Here is a 20832-nt window from a genome sequence, read left to right on the forward strand (position 1 = left end):
ACCCATCACCGATCGTGCCACCGAAGGTCGCAGATCACCGGCCGGTGATCGGACGGGAACACGCCGTCCACAGCCTCTCCCCCGATCATCGCCGACTCCACCGTAACCAGCTGATCCTCGTGTCCCGGCCGATAGAACACATGGTCGATCCGTTGATCCACCAGCTCCGGGCCGGCTTCGAGCGGCGCGGACGGGCGCGTCGACGGCAACGTGATCGCATCCGCCGCGCCCTGACCTGCCACCCAGGCGTCGATCAGCACGTCTCGCAACGGCCGCAGTACGGCGCTGTCCGGGGCGGCGTTCAGATCTCCCATGACCACCGAGGGACAAGGGCCGTCCGTCACCGGATCTGTGCCAAGATCCGCCAGGACTGCTGCTTGCGCCAAACGGTCGTCACTGTACGTCGTCGCGTGCTCCAGACACGCCACGACGATCGGGAGGGGCCCGGCGGGATGTGCAACCGATGCCTTGAGGGCCACCGGGTCCCAGGCACGATGGCGTGACGGCAGGGCGACCGCTTCCACGCTGACGATGGGCCATCGGCTGAGCAGCGCCACTCCGAGCTCGACGCCGACGTGCTCAGGGTCCAGCGCCGGATCCGGAGCACACGGATACGAAGGGGCTGCGAACGTCGAGTGATAGCCGAGCGCCGCCGCGAACTGCTCCGCCTGCGTCGTCCCCTCGGCACTCCAGACCTCCTGCAGGGCAACGACGTCCGGGGTGAAGCGATCGATGGTCGAGAGGATGCCAGGCTGACGCTCACGCCATCGCGGACCGAACCGCCACCAGATGTTCCACGTCATCGCCCGAACCTGATGGTCCACCATCCGCAGCTCCTCTCCGTCGCAGCTGCCTGGTACCCACAGCACGGCTGTTTATAGCCAGGGCCGAGCGGTTGGGCAGGGGCGCCGAAGACGTACCCCCGGTCACAGCCGAGCAACCGTCCCCGCTACTTCACTTTGATGATGATCCTGCTGCGGGTGCGGTCTGTGAAGGCGGCGGGGGCGTCGGCCAGGTCGTGGACTGCCGTGACGAGGGGGGTGAGTCTGCCGTCGCGGAGGCGTGCGGCGAGCTGGGTCGTTTGGTCGCGGTGGGGCTCTACAACGAAGAAGATTGCCCGGCCGTCGCTCGGTTGGACGGTCGGCGGGTCGGCGACCGTGACGAGGGTGCCGCCGGGGCGCAGCAGCGCGGTCGAGCGATCACGGATCTCGCCGCCGATCACGTCGAACACCACGTCGACCTCGCCGGCGTCCTCGAGGCGATCGTTGCCCAGATCAAGGAACTCGTGGGCACCCAGCCTGCCCGCCAACTCCCGGTCGGCAGCCCGGCCGGTGCCGATGATGTGCGCTCCGGTCTCGCGGGCCAGCTGTACGGCGACCGAGCCTACGGAACCGCCCGCGCCGTGGATGAGAACGCTCTGTCCCGCTTGCAGATGAGCATGGTCGTACAGCGCCTGCCACGCGGTCAGACCCGGCATCACCACAGCGGCCGCGGTGACATGGTCGATGTCGGCAGGTAGCGGAGCCAGGTTCCGCGCCTCCACCGCGGCGTACTCGGCGAGCGACCCGTTGCGTGCCCAGTCGGTCAGCCCGAAGACCTGCTGGCCGACCGTGAGACCCGTCGTACCGTAGCCGAGCTCGACGACCACACCGGACACTTCGTGGCCGAGCACACTCAGCGTACGGTCGCGGCCGGCGCGGTCCACCCAGGTGCCGGGCCACTCCGGCTCACCTCGGAGGAAGCCGGCCGCATGGACCTGCACGATGACGTCGTTCTCGGCGGCACGGGGATGAGGCAGCTCGGTCAGGGCCAGCCCGTAGCCGTCGGCCTCGGGATCCCGGACAGTGATGGCACGCATGGAAGAATCCTTTGCAGGGGTCGATGGGATGGTTCTCTTCGACCGTAGGCAGAAGCGGCCCGCAAACCCTGGTCCATTCCGGTCCTGTTTCGGTGGGCCACCGAGCCCAGTACCGTCAGACAGCAGGTGGGAGGGCCACGATCTTGCCGTGGATCTCTCCCGCGTCGCCCTGCTGGTGGATCGCGGGCAGCTCGCTCAGCGGCACCCGCCGGGCGATCTCGACGTGCAGGTCGCCGCTGTCGACGAGGGCCACGAGGTTCGAGAGCACGTCCGTGTCGGGGTGGACGAAGATCGTCTCCGCGCGCACGCTCCGCTGCTCGTCGCCGGGTGTCGGCACGGTCGGGGTCGTGGAGACGACGACGCCACCGTCACGGACCCGTACGACCAAGGCGGTGAACCCGTCGGGCGTGATCGGGGCCAGGTTGAGCAGTACGTCGACGGGCTCGGTGACCGCATCGAGCACGGTGGTGGTCGTGTGGTCGATGATCTCGTCCGCCCCGGCCGCCTTGACGATCTCGCTGCTGCGCGGGCTCGCTGTGGCGATGACGTGCGCACCTGCGCGCTTGGCGAGCTGTACGGCGTACCCGCCCACGGGACCGCCGGCGCCGTTGATCAACACCCGCTGACCGGCTGTGAGCCGGCCCGCTTCGAAGAGTGCCTGTGAAGCGGTGAGCCCGACCGACGGCAACCCAGCGGCATCGGCCAGCGGGATGCGCACCGGCGCCTTCACCAGCACGTTCGCCGGAGCGACGACGTACTGCGCTGCGGAGCCGTCGGCGTTCATCGGGATGAACCCGACGACGTTCTCACCCACGGCGAGGCCGTCCACCCCGTCGCCGAGTGCGTCGATGGTGCCGGAGACGTCGTAGCCCGGAACATGCGGCAGTGTCACCGGGATCGGCAGGAAGCCGCCGCGGATACCGCCGTCGGCCGGGTTGTACGCCGACCCGGCGACCTCGATCCGCACCTCACCGGCGCCGGGGACCGGCAGGTCGGCGTCTTCATACCGCAGAACGTCCGCGCCGCCCGTTTCGTGGAACCGCACTGCCTTCATGGTGTCCTTTCCTGCCGCAATGTGCTTCGGATTCGAAGCAACTGATCATCACTGTAGCTCTGCTTCGAAGTCGAAGCAAGTACTTCGAGTTAGAAGCACTGATAGGCTCCGGCCATGACGCCGTCTCTGGATGCCACGCAGCTGGGCGCGTACTTCGCACTGATCGAGGCGAGCAGTCTGCTCAAGCACGCCGTCGAGCAGCAGCTGCGGGAGGCCGGGGATCTCAGCTACGTGCAGTTCCAGCTCCTGGCCACCCTCGGCGACGCCCCGACGGGCAGCCGGCGGATGACCGACCTGGCCGACGGCGTCGTCTACAGCCGCAGCGGACTGACGTACCAGGCCCAGACGCTGGAGAAGCGGGGCCTCGTGACCCGGACGCAGTCGTCCGACGACGAACGCAGCATCACCGTCACGATCACCGACGAGGGACGCGCCGTGCTCGCGAAGGTCTTCCCCGGTCACATCGCGGTCCTCGGCGACCTCCTGTTCGCGCCGCTGTCCCGCGCCGACATCGAGACCCTCGCCGACATCCTCACCCGCACCCGAGATCACATGCGCCAGACCCCACCCCGCTCCGCAGAACCACGCCGCCGCAGAAAACCAACCTCAGCCGCCGAGTAACTGCAGGACCGCGTCAGAATGGGCGGGTGCAGTCCCACCAGCTCCTCATCGGTGACGATGCGTCGCAGCGACGAAGTGCGCTCGTCGAGTTGCTCACGCCGGCGGTGGTCCTCCGGAGCGAACTCGCCGCCGGCACCACGGACCTTGTCCACGTCTACCAAGCCCAGAACCCCACCGTCGCGTTCAGCGCCCGGGACCTCCGCTCCCCTAGTATCGCCGAAGCGGCGCAGATCGCCCGCGACGCCGGCTTCACGTGCGTCGTTCGCTCACCAGGCGGTCGAATGGTTGCCTACGACAGCGGAGCGGTCGTCATCGACCACATCACCGCCACGCTCCGTGGCGGCCCCAGTGTCTTCGCCTCGAACGCGGCCCATCACCTGCAGGTACTGCGTTCCCTGTCCGGCGCGGACCTCCGCATCGGGGAGGTCGACAACGAGTACTGCCCCGGCGAGTTCAGCATCAACGTCGCGGGCAGCGCCAAGGTCCTTGGCTCGGCCCAGCGCATCACCGCAGGCGCCGCGCTGTTCAGTACGGTCATCCAGGTCGTCGTACCCGATCGGGTGCGACAGGTTCTGATCGGCGTGTCCGACGCCTTGGGCTATCCGCTCCGCGTCTCCTCGATCGCCGGACTCGCGGACTTCGCCCCGGCAGTCAATCCCTCCGCGGTCGTGGACGAGTTCCGCGCGGACTATCGGACGCGCTTGGGCCTCGAAGACGGCCGGCTCCCCGATGGCCTCCGCGCCCTCATTGCCAGTGTCGACGGCGAGCAGTACGACGGGATCTTTCACGTCGACGATTGGGCCCGCGCCCGGCCTCTACTCGGCCCGACGGCGCGGCACGTCACGTAGATGATGAAGGAGATCGTGGTGATGTAAGGGCTGATCGGGAGGGAGCTGCCCGCGGCCAGGAGGACACCGCCGACTGCTGCGACGAGGGCGAAGAGCGTGCTCAGGAGGGGCACTCGAAACGGAGAAGCGGAGATGCGGAGGGCGGCGGCCGCGGGAGTCACTAGCAGCGACAGCACCAGGAGCGCTCCGACGATCTGCACCGAGACCGCGACCGCGAGACCGAGCAGGGTCATGAAGACCAGCGACATAACGCCCACCGGGACACCACGGGCAGCTGCCACGTCCGCATCGGTACTGGCGAAGAGCAGCGGCCGCCACACCACCAGCAGGCCGACGATCACCACGGCGGCGATGCTGATCAGGGACTTGATCTGAGGGTCGTCGATCGCCACGATCTGCCCGGTCAGCAGGCCGAACTTGTTCGCCGCCCGGCCGTGGTAGAGACCGAGGCACAGGATGCCCAGCCCGAGACCGAACGGCATCAGGACCGCGGTGACCGAGTTGCGGTCCCGGGCCCGGCTCCCGAGGACGCCGATCAGCAGGGCGGCCGCAAGTGAGCCGACCAGGGCGCCCGCGACGACGCTGACCCCGAAGAGCAGGCCGGCCGCCGCACCGGCGAAGGACAGTTCGCTGACGCCGTGCACCGCGAAGGCCATGTCGCGGGTCATCACGAACACACCGATCAGGCCGCCCATGACCCCGAGCACGACGCAGGCGATCACCGAATTCTTCAACAGGGGCAGCAGTTGCGCGTAATCGGAGAAGTTGAAGATCTCGGACCAGAGAGTGTCCAGACCGGTCACAGCGGAACCTGCTCAGGGTGGTGATACAGCTGATCGTCGGGTACGCCGGCCACCAGGATCCGGCCGCGATGCCGGATCACGTCAACGGGCGCATCGAACAGGTCACTGAGCACCTCGCTGGTCATCACCTCGTCCGGTGTCCCGATTCGACAGCGATTGTTGGCGATGTAGAGCACACGATCGACCTTGTCGAGAATCGGGTTGATGTCGTGGGTGACGAACAGCACGGCGAGGTCGAGGCGACGGCGGGCGTCGTCGACGAGATCACAGACGAGCCGCTGATGCGGGAGGTCCAGCGACAGCAGCGGTTCATCGCAGAGCAGCAACCGCGGCTCGGCAGCCAACGCTTGAGCGATCCGCAACCGCTGCTGTTCGCCACCTGACAGCGAGGCCACCGGGACGGACTCGTACGCCTCGGCCCCGACCGAAGACAGCAACTGGCTGACCCGTTGACGGCGCCGGCGTGACGGCAGCGGCACACCCCACCGATGACCGTCGACGCCGAGCGCCACCAGATCCCGGCCGCGGAGCGGTAGACCGTCATCGGCCAGTCGTTGCTGCGGTATGTAGCCGATCCGCCGATCACCGCGACGTACCGGCGTACCCAGCACCCTGGCGCTGCCGGACCGCAGCCGCAGCTGGCCGAGGACGACCTTCAGCAGACTCGACTTGCCGGACCCGTTGGCGCCCAGTACGGCGATGAGCTCGCCACGCCGTACCTCCACATCGAGGTCTTCCCAGAGCATCCGGGATCCGAAGCCCAGTGCTGCGCGCTCCAGCGTCAGCAGCGGCTCGGCAGAGCTCACGGTTATTGGCCCAGCGCTGCGCCGAGCGCCGCGAGGTTCGCCGACATCCAGCCGACGTAGTCCTTACCTGCCGGCAGCGTCTCGGTCACCGGCACGACCGGGATGTTGTTCTGCTTCGCCGCGGCCAGCACCTTCTCCGTCTCCGGCCCGGTCGTCTGCGCGTTGTACGCGAGCAGTTTCACCTCGTGCTTGCTGTAGAGCTCCAGCGTCTCGTTCAGCACCTTGGCCGGTACGTCGCTGTCCTCCTCGATCGCCTCGCTGAACTCGTCCGGCGTCTTGTTCCGCAGTCCGGCAGCGTCGAGCAGGTACACCGGTACCGGCTCGGTGATCGCCACGGGCTGCCCGTCGTACTTCTGCTTCAACGCGGCTTCCTGCCGCACGAGTCCGTCGATCTTCGTCTTCAAGGCGTCAGCGTTCTGCTGGAACGTCGTCGCGGCGCTAGGGTCAGCCTTCGCGTAGGCCTGCTCGAGTTGGTCGATCACCTTCACGACCGTCGGGAAGTCGTACCAGACATGCTCGTTGAGCTCCGCACCGGCGGCGGCCTTCCGGCCCGAGATGGTGACGGCGTTCAGCACGGTCGCCGAACCGTTCTTGGCGCTCTTCAGCATCCGGTCGATGAAGTCGTCGTACCCGCCGCCGTTCTCGATCACCACCGTCGCCTCGGACAGCGACAGCTGGTTGCGCGTACTGGCCTCGTACTCGTGCGGGTCGGCGTCCGGGCTGGTGATGATCGAGGTCACCTGCACCTTGTCGCCGCCGACGGCGCCGGCCAGATCGCCCCAGACGTTGGTCGAGGCAACGACCTTGATCGAGGCGGCGGCGGCCGGAGTGCTGCCTGACGCCCCGGGCGAGTCGCCGGAGGAACAACCACACAGTCCCACGGTCACGGCGACGACGGCAGCGGGCAGGGCAAGCAGTCTGCGGTTCACGAGCTGACCAACCTGACAATTCGAGCGGATGAAATGACAACCGTTATCATTATCAAGAGATCGGCCGTCAGCACAAGTCCCGCCACCCGGGACCGGCGCCGGCCGCACGACTTTTGCGCGCCGTGACGGCGGATGCACAACTGCACTAATGAAAATGATTGTCGATTCAGATAGAGTCCCGGGTCGTGACCGCCACTCACGCTCGATCGCGTCTCGCTGCCCTGATCGCGGTGCTCCTCGGATGCCTGCCGCTCCTGCTCAGCCGGCCTGTCAGCGCGTCGACAACGCCAGAAGTGCTGCAGGCCGTGCACACCGACGTACTGCACACCACGTACGACGGCAGCTCGCTGCAGCTCAGGACCCGGATCGGGACCGGTGACGTCCGGGACGCCGACCCGGCCGGCCTGATCTTCAACCTGGAGGACCGGGGCGCCGCCAGGCTCGAGGTTCCGGACGCGCCGGCGTTCGCGTTCCTCGGTACGCCGGGTGCGACCGTATGGATCGCCCCGGAGTCACAGGACCCCGAGCTGATCTGGCCGGGATGGGACACCGAGGCGATCCCCGCCGGGATGCTGAAGGACGATCTCGTCGACCTGACGCTGCTGAGCGCCGAAGGACCCGGAGCCGTCGAGGTGTTCTTCAACTACGACGCGTTCACCGGCGCGGTTCCGCGGCTGTTCAGTTCGGTGGACCCGGCGTACCGGACGCTGCGGCAGGCAGTCGGGCGGCATGTTCACGCGAACTGGTCGTTCGGTGCCCTGGGCACCTACAAGCTCACGTTCCAGGCGACCGCAACCACGACGGCCGGCGCACCCGTGACCTCCGGACCGGTCGAATACACCTTCGTCGTCGGCCCGTACGAGCCACCCACCACCCCACCAACGACACCGCCAACAACACCACCAACGACACCGCCTACGAGTCCCCCCACCACGCCACCCACCAGTCCCCCGACCACGCCACCCGGCACACCCACGCCGCCGGTGACGCCTCCCACCACGCTGCCGACCGCCAGCCCGACCAGCAGCCGGCCGGCGTGTGTCAGTGCTGTGTTGTCGGTCGGGCACGTGGATGTGGCCGCGCGGACGGTCGGCGACCGGCTGCGGTTCCAGGTGAAGGACGGCACCCGGGGTACGACGGTCTGGCGGGATCCCGGAACGGTCGCGTTCCAGGTGCGGCCGGCCGCGGACGAGGTCGTCCCGGCGGCCGCGGCGTACCGCTTCCTCGGGGCTGCCGGAGCGACGATCTGGCAGATCCCGCAGACGCAGGCCGAGGACCTGTTGTGGGCCGGCTGGAACACCGAGTCCGTCGACTACAGCACGCTGGCCGGTCCGGTGCGCTGGTCGCTCGACAAGGTCGTCGGTCCGGGCAAGCTCGCGGTCTACCAGTTCGACCAGTTCGGCGCACCGCTGATCTCGTTCGACAGCGGCAAGACATTGCCGCAGTCGATCACGCTGGCCGAGCCGACCCATGCCCACGGCAACTGGGCCTTCACCCAACTCGGCCTGTACAAGCTCACCTTCACCTACTCGGCCACAACCAAGACAGGACGGCACCTGAGCGACACCGCCACCCTCCCGGTCGTGGTCGGAACCGACCTCGCCGCCCTCTGCCCAGGCGCCCCGATCCCAACCACCGCACCACCGACCACCCACACGCCGACCACGCCGACCACACCGACCACACCGACCCAGACCACCGGAACGCCTACGGCCGCACCTACGACGAAGCCGACCCAGGCGCGACCGAGCGCTCCAAACCTGTCCCCCACCTCAAGCCCGCGACCAACGCTCAAGCCCTGCGTCACCACCCAGACTCCGACAAGCAGCAACACATCGCCCCGCACCAGCACGTCGGCAGCCCCACGTACGGCGACCCCGTCCACGACCACTCTCACCAGTGGCCACGCGGACTACGCCGTACGGATCGAGAACGGGGCACTCACCTCGCGGCTGAAGGACGGAACCAAGGGCGGTGATCCGGTCTGGCGTGATCCCGCGTCGGTGACCGTCCGGCTCGGCTCAGCGGCCGGTACGACGGTGCCCGGTGGCGCGTTCTCGTTCCTCGGAGCGGCCGGTACGCAGATCTGGCAGATCCCGCAAACCCAGAAGGACGGGGTCGTGTGGCTCGGTTGGAACACCGAGGAGCTGACCGCCGCGCAGGTGTACGGCGGCGGCGTGGACTGGCGCCTCGACAAGGTGACCGGTCCCGGCCGCGTCGCCGTCTTCGAGTTCGACTCGTTCGGTCAGCCGAAGGTCATCTTCAACTCCGGTGACGGTCTGCCCGACACGTATCGCATTCCGCTGGGCACGCATGCGCACGGCAACTGGGCGTTCACGAAGGCGGGGACCTACCGCGTCACGTTCACGCACAGCGCGACGTTTGCCGCCGGCAAGCAGTCGGCCGATACCGCCACCCTCACCTTCGTCGTCGGACCGTCCGGCGGCGCGCGATCCGTCGACACGGCGTCGACCGGCACCGGAAGCACCGGGAGCACAGGGAGCACAGGCAGCACAGGCAGCACGGGGAGCGCCGGCGGCGACTGCAAGCTGGCGATGACCGGTGGTTCGGTCGGGGTCTGGTGGATCGGCGCGGCCGCGGTCTTCGCCGTACTCGGCGTCGTCCTGCTCGTCGCCTCCCGCCGGAGGACCCGATGAAGCCGCCCGCTCGTTGGGTCGCGGCCGGGGCGGCCATGGCGGTTCTCCTCGCGGGATGCTCGGGACAGGCGGCGGGTGGCGACGACGGTCGGCTGAACGTCGTCACCACCACGGAGATCCTGGCCGACCTGGTGCAGCAGGTCGGCGGAGATCGCGTCGTCGCGACCTCGCTGGTGCCGGCCGGCGGCGATCCGCACTCGTACGAGCCGACACCGGCCGACGCCAAGCGGGTCGCGAAGGCGGACGTGACGTTCACGAACCATCTGCTGCTCGAGCCGCAGTCGCTGATCAAGACCATCGACGCGAACGCGGACAAGGACGCCCCGAACGTCTCGCTGGCCGAGGCGGCGGAGTCGTACGGCGCGCACGTCATCCCGCTCGTGGAGAACATCGGGCTCGACGTCCTCTGGCTCGGTCTCCGAGTCCGCGGCACCGGCAAGGCACGCGGCGTGACCCGTACGTCGTCCGTCAAGCTCGCCGCCACCGAACTCGACGGTCCCGGCCAACTGGTCGCCTACCTGACCGAGTCGCTCGGACAACCGGACAAGTACTTCGACTCGACCGACGGCCTCGGCCCCGCCGACAGCACGACGCTCCCGCCGGCCGCCCACACACACCTGAACTGGGCCTTCACCAAGCCCGGCGTCTACCGCCTGACCTTGACCGGCAGCCTGGACGACGGCACGCCACTGGGTTCTGGAACGTTCACGTTCGCCGTCGGCGTCGAACCGCACACCGTCGAGCCTGCCGACGGCGGCACCGCAACGGTCCTCGGCGACGGCCACACCGACCTGACAGTCGATCTGGACTCCGGACAGGTGTACGCGTACTCGGATGCGCACAAGGTCGGTGCCGCCCAGTCCCAGGTGCCGGCCGGGCGGGTGGTCATCGACGTACCGAACAAGGCGCTGGTCCCGATCCCGGACGACTCACGGTTCGCGTTCCTCGGCAAGCACGGAACGCAGATTCATCAACTCCCGCAGGCCGTCCTCGGGAAACACGTCCACGGCGAGATCGACCCGCACCTGTGGGAGGACGTCGCGAACGCGAAGGCCTACGTGCAACTGATCCGCGACACCCTCGTCACCGCCGATCCCGAAGGCAAACAGCTCTACCAGGACAACACCGCGGCCTATCTGCGGCAACTCGACGAGCTCGACGGTTACGTCCGTACGACGCTCGCCACCATCCCGGCCGGCCGTCGGCAACTGATCACGACCCACGACGCGTTCGGCTACCTGGCCTCGGCCTACGGCATGACCGTCGCCGGTTTCGTCGTCCCCAACCCGGCCCAGGAACCGAGCGTGGAGCAGGTGCGGAAGCTGTCCGACACGATCCGCAACCTCGAGGTCCCGGCCGTCTTCACGGAGCCGAACCTCGCACAGCGCGCGTCCGTACTCGTCCAGGTCGCGCACGACCAAGGCGTTCAGGTCTGCTCGCTGTACGGCGACTCGTTCGACGATCACGCCCGGACGTACGTCGCGATGATGCGGCACAACGCCGACGAACTGAAGCGCTGCCTCGGAGAAGCCCGATGAGACTGCTCGCCGCCCTGTTCCTGGTACTCGTGCCCATCGCCGCGCCCTCCGAACAAGTGGTCATCAGCAACGGCCACGTCGACCTCGGGCCGCGGTTCGCCGACGGCCGGTGGACGATCCAGCTGCGCGACGACACCTCGGCCGCACCCACCTGGCGCCCGCTCGACACCGTCGTCCTGCAGGCCACCAGCCGGGCCAGGATCGCCGTTCCCAACGACCCGGTCTATCGGTTTCTCGGCGAGCCCGGGCAGCAGATCTGGGTGATCCCTCAGGTACAGCAGGACGGCGTGGTCTGGCCGGGCTGGAACACCCAGGACCCCGAAGTCGCCCGCCGGGTCGATCGCGAGGTGACCTGGACGCTCGAGGGCGTTGACGGACCGGGCAGCTTCACGCTGTTCCTCAACTCCGACTTCGGCAAGCCGGCACCGGTCTTCGACAGCCGCAAGCCGTTCCCCCAGGAGACCGGGATCGACGTGAACACGCACGTCCACGGCAACTGGACCTTCGATGCCGAAGGCATCTATCTGCTCGACGTCGCGATGACCGCCGAGCTCACCGACGGGCAGCACGTCACCGACCGCCGGACGCTGCGCATCTACGCCGGGGACGGCGACGCCCGCGCGGCCTTCGCCCTCCAGGACGACCGACCACGAACCGAACCCGACGGTGTCCAGCTCTGGTGGCTCTTCGCGGGCGCAGGAGCCGTCCTGCTCGCGACCGCCGCCGTCATGGTGATCAGGAGACGCCGATGACCGTCCTGCACGTCAGCGACCTCGGCGTGAATCTCGCCGGCCGCCAGGTCCTCGACCACGTCGACCTCACTGTCGCTGCCAAGGAACATGTCGGCCTGATCGGCCCGAACGGCGCCGGCAAAACCACCCTCCTCCGCGCGCTCCTCGGGCTGCTGCCGGTCAGAACCGGCCGGATCGAGATCGACGGCCGGACCCCGGCCGAAGCCCGCGGCACGATCGGCTACGTGCCACAGCGGCACGAGTTCGTCTGGGACTATCCCGTCCAGGTCCGTACGGCGGTGATGACCGGCCGGACGCACCGCATCGGCTGGCTCCGGCGGCCGCGGTCCGAGGATCGCAACGCCGTACAGGAAGCTCTCGAACGAGTCGACCTCACCAGGCTGTCGCGTCGACCCATCGGTGAGCTGTCCGGTGGCCAACGGCAACGAGTTCTCGTTGCGCGGGCGCTCGCGCTGCGGCCGAAGTTGTTGCTGCTGGACGAGCCGTTCACCGGTCTCGACGTACCGACCCAGGAGATTCTCACGCGGCTGTTCCGCGAACTGACCGCCGAAGGCACAGCCATCTTGATGACCACCCACGACCTGCCGGCGGCCGCGGAAACCTGTCACCGGTTGTGCCTGCTGAACGGCACGGTCGTCGCCGACGGTTCACCGGACGAGCTACGGGACCCGGCCGTTTGGCTGCGCGCGTTCGGCGTCGCACGGTCCGAACAACTGCTGCACAGCCTGGGGGTTTCCCGATGATCGAGTTCTTCACCGAGCCCTGGGAACACGTTTTCATGCAGCGCGCGTTCCTCGTCGTCCTCATGTCGGGCGTGGTCTGTGGCGTGATCGGCACCCACGTCGCTCTGCGCGGCATGGCGTTCATCGGCGACGCGGTGGCGCATTCGGTCTTCCCCGGTATCGCGATCGCGTTCGTTCTCAAGACCAGCCTCGTCCTCGGCGGCATCGTCGCCGGCCTGGTCACGGCGCTGTCCGTTGCCGTGTTCGCCCAGAACCGCCGGCTGAAGGAGGACACCGTCATCGGTGTGTTCTTCGCGGCAGCGTTCGGACTCGGCATCGTGGTGATGAGCACGGCGCCCGGGTACGGCGGATCGCTGGAATCCTTCCTGTTCGGTTCGGTCCTCGGGATCAGCAGCAACGACGTCGTCACCGTCGGCGTCGCCGGCGCGGTCCTGCTGCTGACCACCGGTGCGCTGCACAAGGAGTTCGTGACGGTCGGTCTGGACCGGGAGACCGCGCGGTCCGCCGGCCTGCCGATCTTCTGGCTCGATCTCGCGCTCTACGCGATGGTGACCGTCGCGATCGTCATCTCGATCCAGGCCGTCGGCAACATCCTCGTGCTGGCGCTGCTGATCACCCCGGCCGCCTGCGCCCGGCTGCTCACCGACCGGATCGGCGTGATGATGATCCTCGCGCCGCTGATCGGCGCGGTCTCCGGACTCACCGGGCTGTACCTGTCCTACGCGCTCAACCTCGCTGCCGGCGGGTTGATCGTGCTCACCGCGACCGCGGTCTTCATCGCGTGCTGGGTGTTCGCGCCCCGGCACGGCCTGCTCTCCCGCCGCGGCCCAGCGGCGGCTCGGGTGCAATCAAGCCAGTTTGGCCAACCCTGAAAGGAACTCCATGCGCAAGCCTTACCGCGTGGTGCTGCCGATCGCGGCAGTTCTCGCGCTGACCGGCGTCGCGGCGCCGGCCGATGCGGCACCGCGAGTGGTGCTGGATCAAGGTCATGTCGACGTCGTCGGCATCGCCTTCGAGAGCGGCGCGTTCGACGTCCACGTCCATGACGAGGAGCACGGGGTCGAGTACTCGCCCGCCGAGGTCCAGCTCGTCGCGAAGCCCTCGTCGGAGATCGCCGTACCCGACGACGCGGCGTACCGATTCCTCGGTACGGCGGGCAGCCGTGCCTGGGTACTCCCCCAGGTCCAGGACCCCGCGCTGCTCTGGCCCGGGATCGGCGCCGAGGAGATCGAGCCCGGCGTCTTCACCGATGACGCGCTGAAGGTCGACCTCGTCGGCGTCAGCGGTCCGGCCGATGTCAGCATCTTCACCACCGACGCGTTCGGCGTGCCGACGGTCCTCGCGGACAGCGGCGACGGCCTGCCCGACCGGATCGACACCAGCGCGGGTGGACATCTGCACGCCAACTGGGCGTTCGAGGCCCCCGGGTACTACACGCTGAAGGTCCAGGTCAGCGGCACCCTCGCAGCGACCGGCGAGAAGGTCACCTCCGGCATCGCCACCTACTGCTTCAAGGTGGGCCTGTGAAGACGCGACGGCTCGCCGGCAGCCTGATCGCCGGGTTCGTGGCCGCAGTCCTCACCGTTGCCCCGGCGCACGCGGCGACGACGATCTCGTCGGGTCACGTGGACGCGATCGACGTCGACTGGACCGGTTCCGCACTCACGTTCGACCTCCGCGACAGCACGGTCACGCCCGCTGTCGATCGCGCCCCGGCGGACGTCGTACTGAATGCGGTGTCGGCCAGCAAGACCACCGTCCCGTCCAACTCCGCCTATTCGTTCCTTGGCACCGCCGGATCGCCGGTGTGGATCCTGCCGCAGACCCAGGCGAGTGGAATTGTCTGGCCCGGGTTCAACACCGAGGACGTCCCGAGCGGGGCGCTGTCGGGCAACGCCGTCACGGTGAAGCTCGTCTCGGTCACCGGACCGGCCGACGTCAGCGTCTACACCACCAACTCGCTCGGTACACCGACGATCTGGTTCGACAGCGGCAACGGTCTCCCGGACACCCGGTCGATCGCGATCAACACCCACGCCCACGCCAACTGGGCCTTCGAAGCCGCCGGTACCTACACCGCCGTCTTCGAGGTCACCGCCACCACGTCCGGCGGCACGGCAATCACCACCGGCCAGAAGACCTACACCTTCACCGTCCAGCCGTAGGGCTCGGCGGCAACTGACCACTGCTGAGGTTCCCGGCCTCAGCAGTGGTCAGGCACCGGATTCGATGAAACGCCGGGGAGCGCCGACGCGATAGGAGGGTGGGAGGGATGTCGTGCGATGTCGGTGCTGCCGTCCAGACGGCGAACGAACGCCTAGCGAAGTAGACGTGGTCACTGTGCGTCTGCTGGCGCTGCTGCATGCCGTGCAGGACTCACTCAGCCGCCCGCCGACCGCCCTCGACGACGATCGGTTGATCGGCCGAATCGGTTCGATGGAGCCTTAGGATCTGGAGTCGGCTCCAGGAAGGCTGTTACGTTCGGAGTATGACGACCTACTCGCCGGCCGAGGCGGCCGCACAGTCCGGGTTCAGCATCGACACGCTGCGTTACTACGAGCGGGAAGGGATCCTCCCGCGCATCGAGCGCAGCGCGGGCGGCCGGCGCGTGTACAGCGACGGCGATCTGTGGATGCTCGGGTTCCTGCGGTGCCTGCGGGACACGGGGATGTCGATCGAACAGTTGCGGCGGTACGGCGAGTTGAGCCGTGACGACACCACGATGCCGGAGCGGGTCGCTCTCCTCGAGGAGCACGCCGCGTCGATCCGGGCCCGGATCACCGAGCTCGACGCGACCCTCGTACGGGTCGAGGAGAAGGTGGACTGGTACCGCGGCGAACTTCGCCGTACGGGAGATGGGGCGTCCTGACCCGCTCCGGCAAGGGGCTGTCTAGGCGTCGTTCAGCGTCGCCAGTTCATCCTCGGTGAGGGTGGTGGACACGCCCTCCACGGCCTGCTCGATCTGTTCGACGCTGCTAGCTCCGACGATCGGGGTCAGTGCCGGGTTGCCGGAGGCCAGCCACGCGAGCACCACCTGCCCCGGTCGGAGTCCGCGCTCCTTGGCGACCCGGGTCAGTGCCTCCAGTCGCCGTTCGGTGCCGGGGTGGCGGTACTCGGTTTCCAGCGGGCGGTCGTTGCGGTCGTACCGGCCCTGGAGGGTTGCTGTGTAGACCCAGCCGTCGAACGACGGGTTACGTCGCAGGAAGTCGAGGCCGTCGGGTGACAGCATCCCCAGCGGGATCGGCTGGCCCTCCACGTCCATGCCGCCGGCGGGCTGGAGGTAGGAGTAGCGCTCCTGATACGCGGTTGGTTGCGGGAGGCCCGCGTTTTCGGCGGTGGCCCGGATCCGTTCGAGCAGCCAGGACGGGTGGTTGGACACGCCCCAGCGGGCGGTCAATCCGTCACCGACCAGGCCGCCGAACGTCTCGACCAGGTCCTCCAGCGGAACGGCCGGGTCTTCGACGTGTGTCCAGTACAGGTCCACACCGTCCACGCCCAGCCGCTCCAGGCTCTGCGTCATGGCTTCGCGTACGACGTCCTTGCGCAGCCCCTCGAGGTGGTCGGGGAACCCGCCGACCCGCGTGGGCTGAGCGCCGACCTTGGTACTGAGGCGAACGCGAACACCTGGGTTGGACGCCAGCCAGCGCCCCAGCAGCGCCTCGCTCTGCCCGCCGAAGCCGGTGTCGGAGGTCCAGAAGCTGTAGTTGTCGGACGTGTCGATGAAGGCTCCGCCCAGCTCGACGTACCGGTCGAGAATCGAGAACGCAGTCCGCTCATCCACCCTCGTGCCGAAGTACATCGCCCCGAGGGCCATCGTGGGTGTATTCATGCCACCACCCTGATTGCTGGAGCGCGCTCCAGGTCAAGCCCTCACAGGCCCGGCGCACGAGACTCGATCGCATCAGGCCGAGCAGGCCGTGACGGTGGAGGTGGTTGAGGCGCGTTGTACGAGGCGGGTTGGGAGGATCAGCGGGCTTGGGGTTTCGCCGGATGTCAGGGTCAGGAGCATGCGGGCCATTTCGTGGCCGAGGGACTGGATGGGCTGGCTGATCGTGGTCAGTGGCGGGGCGGTGTGGCGGGCCGTTGCGATGTCGTTGAAGCCGACGACCGCCACGTCGCCCGGGACCGACTTGCCGGCGTCCTTCAGCACGCGGAGCGCGCCGATCGCCATCTGGTCGGACGCGACGAACACCGCGTCGAGGTCCGGATGTCGCGCCAGGAGCTCGGCCATCGCGCGGCCGCCGCCGTCCTCGGTGAAGTCGCCGTGCACCACGCGACCCGCGTCGAGGCCCTCCACCGCCAGCGCCTCCTGGTAGCCCTTGTACCGCGCGGTGCCCGCCCCCTCGTCCATCCGGCCGGTAATGGTCGCGATACGCCTCCGCCCGATCGCGACCAGGTGCTCGGTGGCCAACCGCGCGCCACCCCGGTTGTCGGCGTCGACGTAGTACCGCGGCTCGAAGTTCACGGGTCGGCCGCCGAACACCACGGGTACGTCGGACTGCTCGGCCAACCGCGCGATCGGGTCGTCACCGTGCATGGACATCAGCATCACGCCGTCCGCCTGGCGGGTTCGGAGCAACTGCTCCAGCCGGGTCTGGCCGCGCGCCGAGGTCGCCAGCATCACCATCAACTCGAGGTCGGTCTCCTCGAGGACGGAGGTGACGCCGACGATCACCTCGGCGAAGAACGGGCCCGCGAACACCTGCGGGTCCTCGGCCGAGAGCGCGAGCACGACCGCGCCGACCTGGTTCGTCGCCAGCGCCCGCGCCGACGCGTTCGGCACGTACCCGAGGTCCTGCACCGCGCGGAGGACAGCGTCACGTTTGGCCTTGCTGACATGGGGAGCGTTGTTGATCACCCGCGAGGCGGCCGACCGGGACACACCGGCCCGGCGCGCGACGTCGTCGAGCGTCACCGGCCGCCTGGGGTTCATGATCGGACGGCTCCGTCCATGATCCCGCTGATCAGCTGCCGGCCGAACAGCACGAACACCACCAGCAACGGGACGATCGCGACCAGCGTGCCGGCGAACATCAGCGTGTAGTCGGTGTAGTACTGCGTCGCGAGCTGGCTCAGCGCGAACTGCACCGTCGGGTTGTCGGCCTCCAGGACCGCGAGCGGCCAGAGGAACTCGTTCCACGTTCCCATGAAGGTGAACAGCCCCAGGACGGCCGCGCCCGGGCGCAGCGCCGGCGACACCACGCGGAGGAAGAGGCCGAACGTCGTACAGCCGTCCAGCCGCGCCGCCTCGATGAGCTCGTCCGGTACGGCGCGTTCGGCGTACTGGCGCATCAGGAAGACACCGAACGCCGACACCAGGAACGGGACGATCACCGCCTGGAGGTGGTTCTGCCAGCCGAGTTTCACCATCACCATGTAGAGCGGCACGATGCCCATCTGGACCGGCACCATCATCGTGGCCAGGACCGACAGCAGCAGCACGTTGCGCCCGCGGAACCGGAGCTTGGCGAACGCGAAACCGGCCAGTGAGGAGAAGAACACCACCGACACCGTCACGCACACCGAGGCGATCGCGGAGTTCAGCAGACCGCGCGCGAAATGGGCCTCCGCGGCCTCGGGCCCGAACAGCCGCTGCAGGTTGTCCATCAGATTGCCGCCCGGAAGCAGCGGCGGCGGGAACTCGCCCACGACATCGTTGGACCGGGTCGCGACCACGAACAGCCAGTACAGCGGGAACACCGACAGCACCAGGCTGACGACCAGCGTGAGATAGACCAGGCTGTTGCCATGTCCACTGGGCGTACGGCGCCTCACTGCGTCCCTCCCCGAACCATCCGGCCGACCACAGCATTCACGACACCCGCGATCACCGTCAGCAGGAAGATCACCACCGCGACCGCCGACCCGTAGCCGTAGTCGAAGTTCTGGAAGCTCTGCTCGAACATGTACATCGCGATTGTCTGGAACTGCCGCAAGCTGCCACCGGACACATCCCCCTGACCGAACAACAGCGGCTCCGTGAACAACTGCATACCGCCGATCGTGGACATCACCACGGTGAAGATCAGCGCCGGCCGGATCAGCGGCACCGTGATGCTCCGGAACTGCCGCACCGGGCCGGCGCCGTCGATCTGCGCCGCCTCGTAGAGGTCGCGCGAGATCGACTGCATCGCCGCGAGGTAGATCAGCGCGTTGTACCCCGTCCAGCGCCAGTTCACCATGCTCGCGACCGCGACCCAGGAGCCCCCGCGACTCGCCTGCCAGTCGACCGGGCCGACACTGAACAGGTGCAGCAGGCCGTTCACCAGTCCGGTGTCGCGCCCGTACAACTGGCCGAAGACGATCGCCACCGCGGCCACCGACGTCACGACCGGAATGAGTACGCCGAGGCGGAAGAACAGCAGCGCCCGGATCGGGCGGTTCAGCAACGCCGCGAGAATGAGTGCCCCGAGCAACTGCGGCACCGTGGCGAGGACGAGCAGCCCCAGCGTGTTCAGCAGCGCGTTCCAGAAATCAGGATCGGCCAGCAGCGTCGAGTAGTTCTCGAACCCGATCAGGCCGGCGTCGCCGGTGAGGTCCCACTTGTGCAGCGACACCACGACCGTGTAGCCCAGCGGGAACAGGCCGAACGCCGCGAACAGCACGAAGAACGGCGCGACGAACAGGTACGGCGACCCGTGCAGATCCAGCCGGCTCCAAGCACCGGCCCGCGCGCGCCGGCGCCGGTCGACGACCGTGCCCTCGCCGCGGGCCTCGTGCTCGAGTGTGGTCACTTACCGGCCGCCCGCTTCGCGTCGGACAGTGCCTTGTCCCAGGCCTCGCCGGGCTTCAGCTTGCCCTGCTCGATCGCGGTCAGCGCGTCGCCGATCGCGTCGCCGACGACCTGGTTGTCCGGCCCGAGATAGACGGGCTTCAGGCTCTTCGCCGAGGTGCCGAAGATCTTGCCGACCGGCGCGTTGTTGAAGTACTTGTTCACCGCGCCGGACACGGCCGCACTGTCGATGGCCGCCGGCGACGACGGGAAGTTGTTCTTCGCCTTGAACGCCGCGGTCTGGCCGTCGGGACTGGTCAGGAACTTGGCCAGCTCGGCCGCCTCCTTCGGATGTTTGCTCTGCGTCGGTACGGCGAGGAACGACCCGCCGCGGACCGCCCCCTCCCCCGGCACCCGGGCGACGTCCCACTGGCCCGAGTTCCCCGGGCCGGCCTGGTCCTGGATGATGCCGAGCATCCACGCCGGACAGGGAATCGTCGCGAACGTGCCCTTCTTGAACCCGGCGTTCCACTGCGGGCTCCAGGTCGTGAGCTTGCCGGACAGCCCCGCGTCGATCATCGCGACGGTCTGGTCCCACGCCTTCCGGACGCCGGGGTTGCTGTCGACGATCAGCTTGTTGTCGCGATCGAAGTACGTCGTGTCGCCCTGCTGCATCAGGATGTTCTGGTAGAGCGCGCCCGAGCTGTCGTAGAAGCTGGCGCCGGTGTTCGCGGCGGTGAGCTTCTTGCCGGTCGCGAGGTAGTCGTCCCAGCTGGGCCACAGCGCACCGACCTTGTCCCGCTCGGTCGGCAGGCCGGCCTTGGCGAACAGGTCGGTCCGGTAGCACATCCCCTGGGCGCCGACGTCGGTCCCGAGCCCGATCAGCTTCTTGCCGTCGGTGGTCAGTGCCTGGTTCCACTTCCAGTCCAGGAAGTTGCTCTTCAGACTGCCGGCGTCGTAGTCGAGCAGGTTGACGAACTGGTCCGGCTTCGCCATCAGCTTGACCAGAATGCCTTCCTCGAGGGCGACGACGTCACCGGCCCCGCTGCCCGCGGTCAGCCACTGCTGCAGCTTGGGCGTGTAGTCGCCGAGCTGCGCGATGTTCTCCTGCTTGATCTTGATCCCGGGGTGACTCGCCTCGTACTGCGTGTACAGGTCCTCGTACCCGAACTGGCTGAAGGTCTTCACGGTCAGCGTGATGGTGCCGCCCTCCGAACTGGCACCGTCCTTGTCCCCGCCACCGCATCCTGCGATCAGGCCCGCCACCGCCAGCGCGGCGACGGAAATCTTCAACAGGCCGGGTCTTCCTGGAAACCACCGTGTCGACATGGACCCTCCTTGGGCGGAAACTGGGAGCGCTTCCGGTCGAAGATAGAGGACCGACGGTTTCACTGGGAAGACCCCAATTCACCCGAGTTTGGGCATTGACACGCCTCGCCGCGGTCGGCAGCATGCTGACGCAGATGACCGTTGATCGGTCGAATATTGCAAGCGCTCCCATCGCCGGAGGC

21 protein-coding genes are annotated in these 20832 nt (G+C 68.1%); 10 read left to right on the top strand and 11 right to left on the bottom strand.

All coding sequences use genetic code 11. The annotated features are described in order from the left end of the window. Nucleotides 1-5: 5 nt before the first annotated feature. From E0H50_RS40255 to E0H50_RS40265, 3 genes are all read right to left on the bottom strand, one after another. The gene (locus tag E0H50_RS40255) at nucleotides 6-827 is read right to left on the bottom strand and encodes an endonuclease/exonuclease/phosphatase family protein (RefSeq protein WP_131296431.1); all 822 of its coding nucleotides are present in this window, start codon (nucleotides 825-827) and stop codon (nucleotides 6-8) included. 122 nt (nucleotides 828-949) lie between these two features. Beyond that, nucleotides 950-1858, bottom strand: coding sequence for an NADP-dependent oxidoreductase (locus E0H50_RS40260; RefSeq protein WP_131296432.1), 909 nt, complete (start codon nucleotides 1856-1858; stop codon nucleotides 950-952). 115 nt (nucleotides 1859-1973) lie between these two features. Next, complete coding sequence (locus E0H50_RS40265) at nucleotides 1974-2912, bottom strand: NADP-dependent oxidoreductase (protein ID WP_131296433.1); 939 nt, start codon at nucleotides 2910-2912, stop codon at nucleotides 1974-1976. 114 nt (nucleotides 2913-3026) lie between these two features. On the opposite strand from E0H50_RS40265, the gene E0H50_RS40270 reads away from it, so the two are divergent. Further along, nucleotides 3027-3533 carry a MarR family winged helix-turn-helix transcriptional regulator gene (locus E0H50_RS40270; protein ID WP_131296434.1) on the top strand — a complete coding sequence of 169 codons (507 nt, stop codon included), beginning with the start codon at nucleotides 3027-3029 and terminating at the stop codon, nucleotides 3531-3533. A 26-nt stretch (nucleotides 3534-3559) separates the two neighbouring features. Next, the gene (locus E0H50_RS40275; RefSeq protein ID WP_131296435.1) at nucleotides 3560-4381 is read left to right on the top strand and encodes a hypothetical protein; all 822 of its coding nucleotides are present in this window, start codon (nucleotides 3560-3562) and stop codon (nucleotides 4379-4381) included. On the opposite strand, the gene E0H50_RS40280 is transcribed toward E0H50_RS40275, so the two are convergent. The 3 genes from E0H50_RS40280 to E0H50_RS40290 form a co-directional block, all read right to left on the bottom strand. After that, on the bottom strand, nucleotides 4318-5175 hold the full coding sequence (locus E0H50_RS40280; RefSeq protein ID WP_202868552.1) for a metal ABC transporter permease: 858 nt from the start codon (nucleotides 5173-5175) through the stop codon (nucleotides 4318-4320). The genes E0H50_RS40275 and E0H50_RS40280 overlap by 64 nt on opposite strands. A 5-nt stretch (nucleotides 5176-5180) precedes the next feature. After that, complete coding sequence (locus E0H50_RS40285) at nucleotides 5181-5930, bottom strand: metal ABC transporter ATP-binding protein (RefSeq protein ID WP_131296475.1); 750 nt, start codon at nucleotides 5928-5930, stop codon at nucleotides 5181-5183. A 62-nt stretch (nucleotides 5931-5992) separates the two neighbouring features. After that, nucleotides 5993-6919: a metal ABC transporter solute-binding protein, Zn/Mn family gene (locus tag E0H50_RS40290; RefSeq protein ID WP_131296437.1), complete on the bottom strand. Its 927-nt coding sequence runs from the start codon at nucleotides 6917-6919 to the stop codon at nucleotides 5993-5995. Nucleotides 6920-7104: 185 nt separating this feature from the next. On the opposite strand from E0H50_RS40290, the gene E0H50_RS40295 reads away from it, so the two are divergent. From E0H50_RS40295 to E0H50_RS40330, 8 genes are all read left to right on the top strand, one after another. Next, the gene (locus E0H50_RS40295) at nucleotides 7105-9576 is read left to right on the top strand and encodes a TIGR03773 family transporter-associated surface protein (protein ID WP_131296438.1); all 2472 of its coding nucleotides are present in this window, start codon (nucleotides 7105-7107) and stop codon (nucleotides 9574-9576) included. Beyond that, nucleotides 9573-11114 (top strand): anchored repeat ABC transporter, substrate-binding protein, encoded by a 1542-nt coding sequence (locus E0H50_RS40300; RefSeq protein WP_131296439.1) that lies wholly within the window; start codon nucleotides 9573-9575, stop codon nucleotides 11112-11114. Before E0H50_RS40295 ends, E0H50_RS40300 begins: the two co-directional genes overlap by 4 nt. Next, nucleotides 11111-11866 (top strand): choice-of-anchor M domain-containing protein, encoded by a 756-nt coding sequence (locus E0H50_RS40305; protein WP_131296440.1) that lies wholly within the window; start codon nucleotides 11111-11113, stop codon nucleotides 11864-11866. Before E0H50_RS40300 ends, E0H50_RS40305 begins: the two co-directional genes overlap by 4 nt. Beyond that, on the top strand, nucleotides 11863-12609 hold the full coding sequence (locus E0H50_RS40310) for an anchored repeat-type ABC transporter ATP-binding subunit (protein ID WP_131296441.1): 747 nt from the start codon (nucleotides 11863-11865) through the stop codon (nucleotides 12607-12609). The genes E0H50_RS40305 and E0H50_RS40310 overlap by 4 nt, the downstream gene beginning before the upstream one ends. Beyond that, entirely contained in the window at nucleotides 12606-13481 is an 876-nt protein-coding gene (locus E0H50_RS40315) for an anchored repeat-type ABC transporter permease subunit (RefSeq protein ID WP_131296442.1), read from the top strand. The genes E0H50_RS40310 and E0H50_RS40315 overlap by 4 nt, the downstream gene beginning before the upstream one ends. Before the next feature lie 10 nt (nucleotides 13482-13491). Next, nucleotides 13492-14136, top strand: a complete 645-nt coding sequence (locus tag E0H50_RS40320; RefSeq protein ID WP_131296443.1) for a choice-of-anchor M domain-containing protein — start codon at nucleotides 13492-13494, stop codon at nucleotides 14134-14136. Next, nucleotides 14133-14774 carry a choice-of-anchor M domain-containing protein gene (locus E0H50_RS40325; protein WP_131296444.1) on the top strand — a complete coding sequence of 214 codons (642 nt, stop codon included), beginning with the start codon at nucleotides 14133-14135 and terminating at the stop codon, nucleotides 14772-14774. The genes E0H50_RS40320 and E0H50_RS40325 overlap by 4 nt, the downstream gene beginning before the upstream one ends. Before the next feature lie 323 nt (nucleotides 14775-15097). Further along, a complete protein-coding gene (locus E0H50_RS40330) occupies nucleotides 15098-15478 on the top strand; it encodes a MerR family transcriptional regulator (RefSeq protein ID WP_131296445.1) in 381 nt (126 codons plus the stop codon). A 21-nt stretch (nucleotides 15479-15499) separates the two neighbouring features. Here the strand turns inward: E0H50_RS40330 and E0H50_RS40335 are convergent, their stop codons facing one another. The 5 genes from E0H50_RS40335 to E0H50_RS40355 all read right to left on the bottom strand — a co-directional run bounded on the left by E0H50_RS40335 (nucleotide 15500) and on the right by E0H50_RS40355 (nucleotide 20650). Beyond that, on the bottom strand, nucleotides 15500-16438 hold the full coding sequence (locus tag E0H50_RS40335) for an aldo/keto reductase (protein ID WP_131296446.1): 939 nt from the start codon (nucleotides 16436-16438) through the stop codon (nucleotides 15500-15502). A gap of 72 nt (nucleotides 16439-16510) precedes the next feature. Next, nucleotides 16511-17542, bottom strand: coding sequence for a LacI family DNA-binding transcriptional regulator (locus E0H50_RS40340; RefSeq protein WP_131296447.1), 1032 nt, complete (start codon nucleotides 17540-17542; stop codon nucleotides 16511-16513). Continuing rightward, a complete protein-coding gene (locus E0H50_RS40345; RefSeq protein ID WP_238151678.1) occupies nucleotides 17539-18384 on the bottom strand; it encodes a carbohydrate ABC transporter permease in 846 nt (281 codons plus the stop codon). Before E0H50_RS40345 ends, E0H50_RS40340 begins: the two co-directional genes overlap by 4 nt. Beyond that, nucleotides 18381-19343: a carbohydrate ABC transporter permease gene (locus E0H50_RS40350; RefSeq protein WP_238151679.1), complete on the bottom strand. Its 963-nt coding sequence runs from the start codon at nucleotides 19341-19343 to the stop codon at nucleotides 18381-18383. Before E0H50_RS40350 ends, E0H50_RS40345 begins: the two co-directional genes overlap by 4 nt. Further along, entirely contained in the window at nucleotides 19340-20650 is a 1311-nt protein-coding gene (locus E0H50_RS40355) for an ABC transporter substrate-binding protein (RefSeq protein ID WP_131296448.1), read from the bottom strand. Before E0H50_RS40355 ends, E0H50_RS40350 begins: the two co-directional genes overlap by 4 nt. Nucleotides 20651-20832 lie beyond the last annotated feature (182 nt).

The sequence above is a fragment of the Kribbella sindirgiensis genome (genome assembly GCF_004331435.1).
Taxonomy (GTDB): domain Bacteria; phylum Actinomycetota; class Actinomycetes; order Propionibacteriales; family Kribbellaceae; genus Kribbella; species Kribbella sindirgiensis.